This window comes from Nocardia altamirensis NBRC 108246, assembly GCF_001612685.1.
GTDB classification, from domain to species: Bacteria; Actinomycetota; Actinomycetes; order Mycobacteriales; family Mycobacteriaceae; genus Nocardia; species Nocardia altamirensis.
In genome coordinates this window covers 47,880-60,806 of record NZ_BDAY01000051.1, presented here as the reverse complement: position 1 = coordinate 60,806, position 12,927 = coordinate 47,880, and the positions used below count along the sequence as shown (strand labels likewise).

General features: G+C 65.8%; 15 protein-coding genes. 7 read left to right on the top strand and 8 right to left on the bottom strand.

Annotated elements, in window-relative coordinates; translation table 11 throughout:
• Window positions 1–144: 144 nt before the first annotated feature.
• Window positions 145–1,449, top strand: a complete 1,305-nt coding sequence (locus NA11_RS26105) for an FAD-binding oxidoreductase (RefSeq protein WP_069164634.1) — start codon at window positions 145–147, stop codon at window positions 1,447–1,449.
• 396 nt (window positions 1,450–1,845) lie between these two features.
• Window positions 1,846–2,424: a TIGR03086 family metal-binding protein gene (locus tag NA11_RS26100; protein WP_069164633.1), complete on the top strand. Its 579-nt coding sequence runs from the start codon at window positions 1,846–1,848 to the stop codon at window positions 2,422–2,424.
• 619 nt (window positions 2,425–3,043) lie between these two features.
• On the opposite strand, the gene NA11_RS26090 is transcribed toward NA11_RS26100, so the two are convergent.
• A complete protein-coding gene (locus NA11_RS26090) occupies window positions 3,044–3,490 on the bottom strand; it encodes a DUF5994 family protein (RefSeq protein ID WP_069164631.1) in 447 nt (148 codons plus the stop codon).
• A 136-nt stretch (window positions 3,491–3,626) separates the two neighbouring features.
• Here NA11_RS26090 and NA11_RS46375 point away from each other — a divergent pair, with 136 nt between their 5' ends.
• Together NA11_RS46375 and NA11_RS45840 are read left to right on the top strand one after the other, a co-directional pair.
• On the top strand, window positions 3,627–3,917 hold the full coding sequence (locus NA11_RS46375) for an RGCVC family protein (RefSeq protein WP_369691155.1): 291 nt from the start codon (window positions 3,627–3,629) through the stop codon (window positions 3,915–3,917).
• Between the two features lie 11 nt (window positions 3,918–3,928).
• The gene (locus NA11_RS45840; RefSeq protein ID WP_167837734.1) at window positions 3,929–4,075 is read left to right on the top strand and encodes a DUF6307 family protein; all 147 of its coding nucleotides are present in this window, start codon (window positions 3,929–3,931) and stop codon (window positions 4,073–4,075) included.
• 155 nt (window positions 4,076–4,230) lie between these two features.
• Here the strand turns inward: NA11_RS45840 and NA11_RS26085 are convergent, their stop codons facing one another.
• Window positions 4,231–4,941 (bottom strand): TetR/AcrR family transcriptional regulator C-terminal domain-containing protein, encoded by a 711-nt coding sequence (locus NA11_RS26085; protein ID WP_069164630.1) that lies wholly within the window; start codon window positions 4,939–4,941, stop codon window positions 4,231–4,233.
• A 277-nt stretch (window positions 4,942–5,218) separates the two neighbouring features.
• Between NA11_RS26085 and NA11_RS26080 the strand changes: the two genes are divergently transcribed.
• Window positions 5,219–5,419 (top strand): hypothetical protein, encoded by a 201-nt coding sequence (locus NA11_RS26080; RefSeq protein ID WP_141717849.1) that lies wholly within the window; start codon window positions 5,219–5,221, stop codon window positions 5,417–5,419.
• Here NA11_RS26080 and NA11_RS26075 read toward each other — a convergent pair.
• A complete protein-coding gene (locus tag NA11_RS26075) occupies window positions 5,373–6,083 on the bottom strand; it encodes a DUF998 domain-containing protein (RefSeq protein ID WP_245746168.1) in 711 nt (236 codons plus the stop codon). The genes NA11_RS26080 and NA11_RS26075 overlap by 47 nt on opposite strands.
• 149 nt (window positions 6,084–6,232) lie before the next feature.
• On the opposite strand from NA11_RS26075, the gene NA11_RS26070 reads away from it, so the two are divergent.
• Entirely contained in the window at window positions 6,233–7,171 is a 939-nt protein-coding gene (locus NA11_RS26070; RefSeq protein WP_245746166.1) for a sigma-70 family RNA polymerase sigma factor, read from the top strand.
• Between the two features lie 63 nt (window positions 7,172–7,234).
• On the opposite strand, the gene NA11_RS26065 is transcribed toward NA11_RS26070, so the two are convergent.
• The 3 genes from NA11_RS26065 to NA11_RS26060 all read right to left on the bottom strand — a co-directional run bounded on the left by NA11_RS26065 (window position 7,235) and on the right by NA11_RS26060 (window position 9,535).
• Window positions 7,235–8,431: a fatty acid desaturase family protein gene (locus tag NA11_RS26065; protein WP_069164628.1), complete on the bottom strand. Its 1,197-nt coding sequence runs from the start codon at window positions 8,429–8,431 to the stop codon at window positions 7,235–7,237.
• A gap of 79 nt (window positions 8,432–8,510) precedes the next feature.
• On the bottom strand, window positions 8,511–8,675 hold the full coding sequence (locus NA11_RS45835) for a hypothetical protein (RefSeq protein ID WP_167837733.1): 165 nt from the start codon (window positions 8,673–8,675) through the stop codon (window positions 8,511–8,513).
• Between the two features lie 128 nt (window positions 8,676–8,803).
• Window positions 8,804–9,535 (bottom strand): TetR/AcrR family transcriptional regulator C-terminal domain-containing protein, encoded by a 732-nt coding sequence (locus NA11_RS26060; RefSeq protein WP_069164627.1) that lies wholly within the window; start codon window positions 9,533–9,535, stop codon window positions 8,804–8,806.
• A gap of 148 nt (window positions 9,536–9,683) precedes the next feature.
• Between NA11_RS26060 and NA11_RS26055 the strand changes: the two genes are divergently transcribed.
• Window positions 9,684–10,121: a DUF5994 family protein gene (locus NA11_RS26055; protein WP_069164626.1), complete on the top strand. Its 438-nt coding sequence runs from the start codon at window positions 9,684–9,686 to the stop codon at window positions 10,119–10,121.
• 21 nt (window positions 10,122–10,142) lie between these two features.
• On the opposite strand, the gene NA11_RS26050 is transcribed toward NA11_RS26055, so the two are convergent.
• Both NA11_RS26050 and NA11_RS26045 read right to left on the bottom strand, forming a co-directional pair.
• Window positions 10,143–11,042, bottom strand: a complete 900-nt coding sequence (locus NA11_RS26050; RefSeq protein ID WP_069164625.1) for an NAD(P)H-dependent flavin oxidoreductase — start codon at window positions 11,040–11,042, stop codon at window positions 10,143–10,145.
• 4 nt (window positions 11,043–11,046) lie between these two features.
• A complete protein-coding gene (locus NA11_RS26045) occupies window positions 11,047–12,792 on the bottom strand; it encodes an AMP-dependent synthetase/ligase (RefSeq protein WP_069164670.1) in 1,746 nt (581 codons plus the stop codon).
• Window positions 12,793–12,927 lie beyond the last annotated feature (135 nt).

The following is a 12,927-nucleotide window of genomic DNA, read 5'->3' as shown; positions in this document are numbered from 1 at the left end:
AACCACGAAATTGTACGAGCCCGGCGGACGAGAAGCGGTGCCACGGACGGGGCTCGAATTCGCGACGCCGAATTGTCGATTTAGCTGTTTCGCTGCTTCGCGCCAATCTTGATCATGAACAGCAGTGAAAGTTAGGAATCGGCAATGGTATTCGAAGAACTGCGTAGTGCACTGCCCGGCCGGGTGCTGGTGCCCGGCGACGAGGGGTTCGACGGGGCGGCCCGCCCGTGGTCGCTCGCGGTGACCCAGCCGGTGGCCGCGGTGGTGCAGGCCGCGGACGCCGACGATGTTGCCGCCGTGGTGCGGTACGCCGCGCGGGCGGGCGTCCCCGTGGTCGCGCAACCCACCGGGCACGGTGCGTCCGGCGGGATCGATAACGCGATCCTGCTGCGCACCAAAGGACTCGGCGGTGTGGCCATCGACGCCGAGCGCCGGATCGCGAAGGTGGGCGCCGGTGTGCAGTGGGGGCAGGTGCAGGCCGCGGCGTCCGCGCACGGGCTGACCGGTCTGGCAGGCAGCAATCCGGTCGTCGGGGTCACCGGGTACACACTCGGCGGCGGGCACGGCTGGTTCAGCCGCAAGTACGGGTGGGCCTCGGATGCGGTGCGCGCCTTCGAGGTCGTGGACGCGACGGGCAGGCAGGCGCGGGTCACCGCCGAGCACAATCCGGAGTTGTTCTGGGCGTTGCGCGGTGGCGGCGGTGACTTCGCCGTCGTGACCGCGCTGGAATTCGAGTTGTTCCCCGTGCCCGAGTTCTACGGCGGCCGGATGATGTGGCCCGCAGGCAAGACCAGGGCCGTGTTCGAGGCGTTCCAGGAGATCACCGCGGCGGCGCCGGACGAGCTGTCGGTGTGGTTCCATCGCTTTCAGTTCCCGGACGCGCCGCCCATGGTCGCGATGGATGTCGCTTACCTGGGTGCGGCCGACGCGGGACGCGCGCTGATTGCGGGTCTGGATGCGATCGGCGACGCCATCGTGGACAAGCGCGGTGTGCTTCCGGTCAGTGCCGTCGGCGACATCACCGCCGAACCCACCGACCCGAGCGCGTCGATCTCGCGCGGTGAGCTGCTCACCGATCTCGGCGACGCGGTCGTGAAAACTCTGGTGGACGAGCAGATTTCCCCGCTGGTCGACATTCAGATCCGTCATCTCGGTGGTGCGCTGGCCGGTCCTGCGTCGGGTGCGCGGGGTCCGGTGGCCGAGCCCTACCTGCTCTACACCCTCGGCTTGGCGCTGCCGCATCTCGTCGACGCGATCCATTCCAGGAACGCCGAGATCGTCGACGCGATCGGCGGGCACATCAGTGGGCTGAAGCCGTACACCTTCCTGACTCCGGCGGAGTCGGCCGCGGCGGCCTTCGACGAGGCGGTGCTCGACCGGTTGCGTGCGGTCAAGCAGGCGCGTGATCCGCGGTCGATTATTCGGGCGAACTATCCCGTGCTCGGGTAGTTCGGGCGGGCTGCCACCGAGTATGCGAAATGACCGCGACTCGGCGGGCCGGCTCTGGTCTCGGCGAAGTGACGAATTCGACGCCGCACGACACCATTCGGTGGAATGCGGCGTCGAAATCGTCTGCCCCGAAGAAAGAATGTGTGGTGCACCCTACGGTCACAACTACGGGGAGACAACAGTTTTCATGTCTACTAAAGACCCACGTTGCATGTGTACCGCCCGCATTGCACACTGTACCGAGATGTATTCGGCCTGCGACTCCGCTTTATCCATCGGTCACCGAGAAGCACACTGCTGGCAACCTATTTCGCGTCGAGCAGCTTTCGCAACGGCCTCCATATGTCGCCCGCCTGTGTTACCAATTCAGCCAGACCGTTCGACCGAAGGAAGCTCATGGACAACGTGATCGGACAGATCGACCGTGCACTCGACGCGACGAGCGTGATCGTCGCAGCCCTGGACGAGAGTTCCTTGGCCGCGCCGACGCCGTGTCGGGAGTGGGATGTGCGTGCCGTGCTGAACCACACGGTGGGCGGCATGCACATCTTCGCTGCTGCGCTGAGCGGCACGGATTCGGGCGCCGATCACGAATCCGATTGGCTCGGCGGCGATCCGCAGGGCGCGTACGCGGCGGCGGCGGAGGTGGATCGGGCGGCCTGGCATCGGCCCGACGCGTTGGACAACACGGTGAGCATCCCGCTCGGTGCGTTGCCTGCACCGATGGCGGCGCTGGTGCACCTGACCGAGCTGGTTGTGCACGGGGTCGATATCGCGGTCGCCATCGGCAGGGCAGATCTGACCGACGACGTGCTTTGTGGCGAACTTCTCGCGACCATGCAGGCCAGGGGTGGCATCGACCAGTTCCGGGCGCCCGGCATCTTCGGCGCCGAAGTCGTTGTCGAGGAAGGGCAGCCCGCGCATCGCAGGCTGCTCGGCTATGCCGGACGTGAGGTGTTGGCGCGGACCCCGTAGCGGCGGGGCCCGCGTCGGGTCAGCGGATCCGCACTACCGACGAGGCCGCGAGGAGCAGCAGCTCATTCGATGCTGGTCGCTGGTAGCTGAGCCTGCCGCCGTGGCTGCGATGCAATGCATGCTGCTCGGCATGGCTCGAAGACGTCGACGCGTCGCCATTTCGGACATTTCGGGCTGCGTCGTCGTCGTTCGGACGTGCGATGGTGAATATGCGCATGGCAATTACGCCCTTTCCGGCGAGAGTAGGTTTATCGGCCCGACTGCACACGCGTCCACGACATTTCGGACACACGCGAAAAAGCGTGCGCCGTCGGGTGCGCGTTCAGGCGCGTCGGAGTTCGGCAGCACAACAGCCGCCTGCCCGAGAAACAATCGAGCCTGCGGGTCGATCGACGGCGAGCAGCTCTACCGGTCGAGCTCCCGAATCCCGCCGACCCGGCCATGACTTGAACCCGCAACCCGAGGGAGCGGATCAACCGTTGTCTGCGATCTTGACGCGCCTTGCACTGTATCCATTCGAATTCCCCCGGCGCATCCCATTTTTGGGAGTGCGGTAGCCGTCGCGTGTCCATCGGCCGCTAGGTCGGCGTCGACTGCCCGCAGCGAAGGTCGGCGCGGCTCAGCGTGCGGCCGTCCGGCCTCGGATCCGCGCTCGCGAGCTACTTCCTGCTCCGTCTTCGGAATCCCAACGCTGTTGTACGGCAGTCATGTCGCTGTCGGCGAGCGGTGTGATGATCTGGAGGGTCAGGTGGGTGCCGACTCCGAGGATTTCGAGAGTGCGGGCGGCCGTGTTCCGGTAGCCGTCCAGCCGTACCTGACGTCCGGCGAAGTCGAGCTGTCGCGCGGCGGCGGCCCATTCGTCGGTGTGGTAGATCACTCGATGGATCGGGCCGAGCTGGGTCCGCAGCATCGCGAGCAGGCCGGGGAGCTCCCCGGCGAGATCTCGGCTGTGTGGCCACCAGAACCCGTCGAAGGCCCCGGTGCCGCGGGCATCGAGTTCGAGCCGCAGCTGATGGATCGCCGACGTCTGCCGACCGGGGTTGGTTTTGGTTGGTTGTGACGTCATGACCGGCACCCCTCTCGTGGGCTCTACAGTGTGATTCTACGCTGTAGGCATCACTTGTAGTTGAGGGCGAGTCTGCTAGTACACGCCCCGATAGGCCATGTCAACATTGTAGGACTACACTCAGTATCTACGGTCAATGAGTGGAAGGGATTTGCCTCCCGCTCTCCCCTGTCCGTTGACCGCGCACCACCTCGAGATCGGACGCGAAGTCATGAGGACTTCTCTTGTGAAGCAATCGCCGTCGACCGGGCACGGCACCTCCGAGGCCTCCGCATCGAGCGAATCCTCTTGTCCGGCATGCCCGCACGCGTGGGAAGCGCACGATCCGATAGGAGTCCGGTACTGCGCCGCGACCAAGGAGCGCGGGCTGGATCGAGCGTGCGTCTGTGCCCGCCCGGCCGGTAACGAGACCACCTACTACCGATAGGAAACAAGTCAATGGCAGTCGAAACGCCGTACGAGCGTCGAGTGATTCGAGTCAGGGACGTCGTCAAGGCGCACTCCGGACTCGACGACAACGCCGCGAACGAACTCGCAGTCCAGGTGCTGCGCGCACTCGATTCGATCCCGGAGAAGATTCGCTGACTCGACACGCAGTGTCCGACGTGGTGGTTCCTGGACTGAGCCACCACGACGGCTCGGCACCGCAATCGGCGACCTCGCCGATCATGCCGAGGTAGTTCAGTGCGACCGGCGGTGCGGACCGCCGGTCGCAGGCTGCGTGGCGAGCCCGATGATGGTCATGCTGATTCGGGCCCCGATGGCAGGGGGCCTGCGAGCCCGGTGAGCAAGATGTCGAGACCGCGTTCGAGCTCTTCGACGCCGTCGTAGGCGGCCAGCTCCGAGGCGAGACTGCGAAGCAGCGGAAACTCGCCGACCGGTAGGCGATACAGGCCCAAGCGCAGCAAATCGGTTGGCTCCTCGGGGCGTTCGACGATTTCCTGCAGTTCGGTGAGGACGTGGCCGTAGAGGAATCCGAACAACGCGCGGTAGATGTGCAGTGCGTCGGTTCCGGTGAAGTCCGCTTTGGTGAGCAGGCTGAGGATGTGCTCCAGTGGCCGCAGGGTGCCGACCGGGCGCAATCCGAGTGGGGTGGCCAGCGGATGGGTGACCAGCAGCGGAACCATATGGGGGTGGTCGACGGCGATGCGGCGGAAATCGCGGGCGATCAGTCGCAGTTGATGGCGCCAGTCCGGATCGGAGGTATCGACGGTGAGCTGCGCCCAGATGAGCTCGGCGACACCGTCGAGTACCGCGGCTTTGTTCGCGGCGTGTCGGTAGAGCGCCATCGGATCGCGGCCGAGCATGTCACCGAGGCGGCGCATGGACAGTCGGTCGACACCGCCCGCGTCGATGATTTCGAGTGCGGCCGCCAAAACCGCCGCCCGAGTAAGCGGGCTGTGGTGAGTCCGCGACCCGTCGACCGGGGGCCCGTCGCGCGTTCCGTTCATTCAGCACCTCTCGACCCGAATTCCGAACACTGGCCGATCGGTCCTCGTCGCGGCCCTTCTCGTGTCCACTGAGGCGTGGACGTACCTCAAGTAGACGCTGCACGGTATCGACTGTCAACGTTGTAGGGCTACGTTTTAGAACGAAACGTAGGTCTACAGCGTTGACATAACATTCGAGCTGTCGTCTACTGGGAAAGGCAACACCGAAATCGCCGCTGGCGCATGGCGTACTCCCACCGGCGATTCGGTGTTCGACCACAGGGAGGTGGGCAACGTCATGCAGGACACGCGACGGTGGATCCGATTGTCGGCTATCCAGGTGCGTTGGTCGGAGGCCGACACCGCGTTCGTGGCCCGGTCCGAGCAGCTTCCTGACCTGACCTTCGCCGATTCGTGCTCCTCGCTGGCGGCGGTGGACGGACTCCTGGAGCTCATCGAACGTTCCTGCGCGACAGCCGCGGTGCCCGAACCGGGATGAGCGCTGCTCGCAGGAGTGTCAGCGCACTTGCCGCGCCGATCACGGCCATCCACGCCGGTAGCGGGTAGAAGACGAGGCGTTCGGTGATGCCGACCTGCAGGCCGATGGCAAGCAGTACCGCGCCGGTGATTCCGGTCGCCGCGCAGAGTGCCGACCACACCGCGACGAGTCGCCGCTGCTTCCAGAGCCACACCGCCAGCAGGATCAGCACGATGTGCCGCGAGACGAACGCGGGCAGTACTGCCAGAAAGTGCACGACGGCACCATCATTGGACGGGAACACCGCCGTTGCCGCCGTGCTGAGTCCGATGATGACGGCGAGCGCGACGATCGACCATTGCCGTCGTCCATGCGGAATGTAGTCCCGGAATCCGATCGCGCCGACGATCGTGATCAGTCCGAGCGCGACGAACGCCGCGTTCATGACCACATGCAGCGGCGAACACATATTCGGGGTGCAGGTGGTGACCCCCAGATCGCTGATCGTGTCGTGGCGGAAGCTGTACGCGGTCGGCCAGGCGGTCGCAGTGACGAGTTCGGCGAGCAGATAGGCGAATATCAGCGTCCACGCGAGCCCGGCGGCGGCATGGCGAAGAAGATGTGGTCGACCGGGGGCATCCGATCGGGACGTCGCCGAGTCGGCGGGGTGGATCAAGGGGGTCACGGGAGTCTGGTTTCGCGGTTGGCTGGTGCCATATGTCGACGACGTTGGGGTTTCCTGGCCTGGGCTGAACAGGTCATATCCGATCTCTATGCACGCAGGTCGAGCTGCTGAAACCCTGTAGGTTCATAGTGTAGACCTACACTGTTGACATGATCTTTCCCGAGGTGTCTACTGGAGAGAGTCAGCAGATCCGCGCGAAGGTTTCGATGCCGACCCTGTTCGCCACCGTCGATGCTCGGGTATCCGCCACCGACTCAGCCGGATTCGAGGCAGAACCCATGAGCAATCACTCGGTATCGACCGTCGCGAGGACGCCGAGTAGTCGCCTTCGCGCTGACAGCTACGACAATCTCGAGCCGTTGTTCGCCGAGCTCGCCGCGTTGGCGCCCACTGATCGCCGGCGAAAAGCCTTGCGGGATGACCTGATCGAGCGATGCCTGCCGCTGGCCGAACACCTTGCTTGCTGGTTCACCGCCCCTGCGGAGAACGTCGACGACGTCCAACACTGTGCTCGGGTCGGGGCGGTGCTTGCCGTCGATCGATTCGAACCGGACTGCGGCGCACCGTTCCTGGCCTTCGCGGTGCCAACGATCATGGGCGAGATTCGCCTGCGCTTCCGGGGCGTCACCTGGTCGGTGTGGATGTCGCAGCGGCGCGAGCACATCCGGCAAACGATCGACCCCGTCGTCGATGTGCTGTGCCGGCGCCTCGGCCACCTGCCCACCGTCACGGAAATCGCCGACGAACTCGGCGTCGACCGCGTCGATGTCACGCAGGCGCTGGTCGCCCGCAACGCATTCCGCGGCTCCTCGCTCGGGGAACGCAGCACGGAAGCCGATTACTGCGCACCGGGCTGCCTCGACGCAGCGGAATCGGACTACCGTCTCGTCGAGGATCTGCTGACCGCGCGGCCCTTGATCAGCGCGCTCGCCGACCGGGAACGCCAGGTACTGATCATGCGGTTCGCCCAGTTCCCGCGCCAGCTCGCCATCGCCGAACTCTTCGGCGTCTCGCCGACGCAGGTCGCCAGTGCCTTGACGCGAGCGCTGAACATGTTGCGCGAGCAGACATTACCCGAGGGTCGGTGACTGCCACGTCGACGTGCTGCAACCCGGTCAGTAATTGCATTCCGGGATTCGGTGCCGTGTCGGCTAATGGTGCAGGGCGGCTGCCGTGCGCAGCGTCGCATGGCCCCGTCCGCGCCTGATGTCGGTTCCGGTGGTGAATCCGTTGCGGCCGTGGCGATCTTGCTCCGGCGCTGCTTCGGGTGCGTCGCTCAGGAAGCTGTCGGGCATGGCGAGTTTGTTGATGATGCGCAAGGTCTGCAGGTATTGGTGCAGCAGCGGGCCGGTGGTGTAGGGGATGTCGTACTCGGCGCACAGTGCCCTGACCCGCACGGCGATTTCGGCATAGCGGTTGCTCGGCAGGTCGGGGAACAGGTGATGCTCGATCTGGTAACAGAGATTGCCGCTGAGGAAGGCAAGCACCGGGCCTGCGTCGAAATTCGCGGTGCCGAGCATCTGTCGTAGATACCAGTCCGCCTTGGTTTCGTCCGCCAGCGCCGCAGGCGTGAACTTCTCTGCGCCGTCGGGGAAATGGCCACAGAAGATCACCACGTAGGCCCAGAGGTTGCGTGCGATATTGGCCGTCAGATTCGCGGCAAGGGTGCGTCGCCATCGCCGTCCGCTCAGGCTCGGGAGGAGGACGTAGTCCTTGCCGGTCTGCCTGGCGATCTTCTGGATCAAGGCCTTCGTCTCGGCGGCCCGCGCGGCGGGGGTCGCCACCCGCTCCTGCTCGGAGTACAAATCGTGCAGGGCGATGCCCCATTCGAAAGTGGCTGCCAGCAAGAGGTTTTGCAGCGGTTGCAGCAGGAAGCGCGGTCGCCACGGCTGGTCTCGGGTCACCCGCATGACGCCGAAGCCGATGTCCTCGTCCATGCCGAGCACGTTCGTATAGACGTGATGGCGGAAGTTGTGGGAATATCGCCACTGCGACGACAGCCCAGCCATGTCCCATTCCCAAGTGTTGGAACGGATTTCGGGATCGTTGAGCCAATCCCATTGGCCGTGGCCGACATTGTGGCCGATCTCCATGTTCTCGATGCTCTTCGCCGTCGCCAAGCCCGCGGTGCCGAGCAGCCAGCCGAGCTTGCCCCGGCTGACGGCGATCGTCAGCCGGGACGCGGCGTCGAGAATGCGTTGAAAGGTGATGGTGCGCCGGATATATCGCGCATCTCTGGCCCCGCGACGCGCCTCGATATCACGGCGGATCTCATCGAGATCGCGCCCGAGCGATGCGACATCGGCGGGGCTCAGATGCGCGTAGACGGCGACTTCTGTGATTGCCATGTGTTCCTCTCCCGCCTCCCGGTGCCTGCTGTCTGGACAAGCCGAGGAGAATCGGCGTGCACCGGGGCGGAGTGCGGGTTCAGCGCCGGAGCGTGTTCCGCAGCATGTCTACGGCGCGCTGCAGCGCACTGCGCCCGTGCGCCGGTGCGGCGCCAGCGGGCCTGCGCTGCCCGGTGTCGAGGTGTTTGTCGAGATGGACCCGCGCCGTGCGCAGTCGGTCCGTGAGCTTGTTCCTGCCGGTCATGGCTTGACTTCCAGTCCCCGATTCTGCGGTGTCGGCTGCGGAGAGCCTGTTTCGAATACGCGAACCGGTTGCCTTCAGCCTATGCGTGAAGACAGCGTATGTCTACGACGTAGTGTTACGGCGTAGACTCAGTGTTTATCTGCGCCGTTATCGCGAGGCAGGTTCGCCGCGAGGCCGGTGAGCAGGATGTCGAGGCCGCGTTCGAGTTCGGCCGCGCCGTCGTATGCCGCCAGTGTCGGTGCGAGTCCGCGCAGCAGCGGGAACTCCCCGATGGGCAGCCGGTACAGGCCGAGTCGCAGCAGATCGTCGGTTTCCTCGGGATTCTCGACGATTTCCTGCAGCTCGTTGAGCACGTGCCCGTACAGGAACCCGAACAGCGCCCGATAGATATGCAGCGCATCGGGTCCGGAGAATCCGGCGTGCGTCAGCAGGGCCAGGATGTCCTCGAGCGGCTGCAGCACCGCTTTCGGGCGCAAGCCGAGCGGCGTCGCTAGTGGCCGGGTCACCAGCAACGGCACCACGCGGGGATGTGCCAGCGCGAGCTCCCGGAAATCTCTTGCCACCGAACGTAACTGGGACATCCAATCCGAATCCGTGGCATCCACCGACAACTGCGCGAAGACGACCTCGGCCACGCCGTCCAGCACCGCGGCTTTGTTCGGCACATGCCGGTAGATCACCATCGGATCCCGCCGCACTGCCTCGGCCAGTCGCCGCATCGACAGCCCGTCGACCCCGTTCCGATCGACGATCTGCAGTGCCGCCGCCAGCACCGCCGCTCGCGTAATCGGGCCATCACCCTTCCCATCGCCGGCGTCGGTGACGCCGGATCGGGTGCGGCTGGTCGGCTTGTCGGCCATACGGGTGCCTCCTTCAGTGGAAGTTGTTCACTGTACTACGCGTCAGTAGACCTACAGTGTTGACACCCTCGTCGCGCACGCGTGTACTGAGAAGAACGCACCGCGCGGCTGGGCACTCGGCTCGGCGGTCGAGGGCAGGAGCATCACCATGACACCGATGCGGTTGTACCACCGGCATGCCACGCGTCATCGCGTCCGGCCCGAGTACACGCCGCGGCTGCGGCTGCGCCCGAAGGGCAGGCCGGACGCGTACATCGACGGCGCCTGGTGGCCCCGATCCGACGATCTCAGTGCCGAATTGCCGGACCTACTGGCGGTTTTGGCGGTTCGACTCGGGCTCGTGTCACGCGTCGTCTACGACCAGGCGAGCTGGCCGCCGGCCCCCAGGCAGATCACCGTGAACGACCACGCGGTCCAACTCGATGCCTACCCCTTCGAACTCGGCAACACGATGTACGTCCACGGCGGCGCCGGAGAAATGATCGTGCTCCAAGTGATCTCGTCGACCACTGATGCCGCCACCGCGCACACGGCCCTGATGGCCGCGGTCGAGCTCCCGGATCCCGCCGATTCGGCCATCACTTGAACCCCTGACCGACGGCGCGGATCAGTCGGTCGCGGCGGCGATGGTCTGCTTGCGTGCCAGCTCGTACTCCTGGCGCGTCTGCGCGATGAGGTCGGTGGCAGAACGGATTTCGGTGACGCCGGACACGCTGTGACCCGCGCTCCACGCATCGCGCGGATCGAGAAGTCGTTGCTGATCGAACCCGCTGGTCGCCTGGTCGCCGTCGACCGAATCCAGCCAGGAGCGCAGCACATTGGTGGGCAGGCCGGTCAGCTTTGCCGACGTGGTGACGTCGTCCATTGTGGAATCGACCAGGGCACTGCGGTATTCGTCACCGGCCAGGCTCTCGGTGGTCGCGATGAATTTCGTGCCCATGTAGCCGAGGTCGGCGCCGAGGACCCTGGCCGCCCAGAGTGCCGCACCGTCGCTGATGCCGCCCGCCAGCACGATCGGCCCGTCGAACCGCGCACGCACCGCCCGCACGAACGAGAACGGATTGGCCCACCCGGTCTGTCCGCCCGCGCCCGCGGTGAGCAGGACGAGGCCGTCAACGCCGGATTCCAGCGCCCGATCCAGGTGCCGCAGGCTGGCGACGTCGGCATAGACCTGGCATCCGGCGCGATGTAGCGGCTCGACGATCGGGCCTGGCGCGCCGACGCTGGCGATCACCAGTTCGACGCCGTGCTCGACCAGGCAGGCCACATCCTCGTCTCTGCGGTCGTTGCTGCGGTGCGCGATCACGTTGGCGGCGAAGGGGATACGCAGATCGGCGGCGGCGATCCGGGTCAACCACTCGCCGAGTTCCTCGGTGCTGTGCGCATTGTGCGTCGGGAAGGAGCCGATCACTCCGCTGCGGCAGGCGGCGATGGTCAGCTCGGGGCCGGAGACCTTCGTCATCGGCGCGACGATGAGCGGCAGCGCCAGCTCGGTGAGTGCGATCATGGTGTCAGGCCGTGCCTTCCGTGGTCGTCTGCTTGACCAGTTCCGGATCGTACAGCCGCGCTATCGTGTCGGCGTACTTGTCGGCGATGGGCTTGCGCTTGAGCTTCATGGTCGCCGTCAGCTCGTCGGAGTCGGCCTGCCAGTCGGCGGCGAGGATGGCGAATCGTTTGATCTGCTCGACGCGGGACAGTCGAGAGTTGCCCGCCGCCACGGCCTTCGAGATGACCTCGTGCACCGCAGGGTCGGCAGCGAGCGCCGCCGTGCTGCGGTCGGCGAACTCGTTGCGTTCGGCGAAAGCGGCGGACGCGTCCGGGTCGAGCACGATGAGTGCGACGTTGTACGGCCGGTTGTCGCCGACAGCCACAATGTGGCCGATCAGCGGATGTCCCGCCTTGATGGCGGATTCGATCGCGACCGGCGACATGTTCTTTCCGGCGGAGTTGATGATCAACTCCTTCTTCCTGCCGATGATGCTGACATATCCGTCGGCGTCGATGTCCGCGAGATCCCCGGTGTGGAACCAGCCTTCGGCGTCGATGACCTCGCGGGTGCGTTCGGGCTCACCGCGATATCCCGCCATGATCAACGGCCCGCGCAGCAGCAGCTCGCCGTCGTCGGCTAGCATGCCCTCCATGCCGCGCAGCAGCTGCCCGCAGCTGCCGATCTTGCCGGCATCGGGCGGATTCATCGTGACCAGACAGGAGGTCTCCGACATGCCGAGCACCTCACTGAGCGGCAGACCGAGCGCACCGAAGTAGGCCACCAACTCTGGCTGCACCGGCGCACCACCTATCACCAGGTACTGGCACCGATCGAGGCCGAGCCCGGCCACGATCGCGGCGCGGCTTGCGTCGGTCATGGCAGCGGGATCGACGCATCCTGCCGCTTCCAGTGCCGCCCTGATCTTTTCGAAGACGCGCGGCACCCCACCCCAGACGGTGGGCCGTGCCTCCGGTAAGTGCGCGACCACGGTGGACAGGTCGGCGACGCAGGTGACGGTGCAGCCGAACGCGATCGAGGCGTGATAGTGCGCGATCCAGCGATCCGCGAGATGGGCCGTCGGCAGGTAGGAGACGGTGCTGCCGCCCGCGGACATCGGGGCCCGGTCCTGTACTGCGGCTACTTCAGCGAGCAGGTTCGCGTGGGTGAGCTCGACACCCTTGGGCGGGCCCGTGGTGCCCGAGGTGTAGATGAGCGTGGCCAGGTCCGTGGGCCGCACCGCGCGCCAGCTGGCCTCGAAGTCGAAGTCGTTGTCCCCCAAGGCTTCCAGCTGGTCCAGCGTGCGGGCATCGGTGCCGCCGTCGACCACGATGACCTCGGTGACTGCCGAGCCTGCCAGCGCCGCACGGACTTTCGGCAGGAACTGGGCCTCGGTCACCACGATGCGGTTGCCCGCATTGGCAAAGAGCTGCGCGATCTGCTGCGGCGCGGAGCTGTTGTAGAGGGAGAAGGGCGTCGCACCCAAGTGCAGCGCGGCCGTATCGACCAGATGGAACTCAGGGCGATTCACCAGCATCAGCCCGACCGTGTCGCCGCGGCGCACGCCGAGGGCGGCGAGTCCGGCGGCGATCCGGCGTACCCGGGTGGCGTAGCCGGACCAGGTGATCGTCACCTCGTCGCCGGGCGTGCGCAGGGCGACCTGTGTCGGCCGCTCGGCGGCGGTGATCTGGAATGCCTCGCAGAGGGTCGACGCGGCAAGTGCGGCGCTCCCTGTCGCGTCGTTTCTGGACAGCGCACCGGTCACTGACATGGTTACCCCGCATACCTCGTTATCGTTGATCGTCACAATCATCCGGATCAAATGTGCACGTCACAATGGCCCTGAAGCTGAAGTCGTCGCAGCATGATTGTGGACAGATCCAAACTCATCGGTATGATCGGCAGC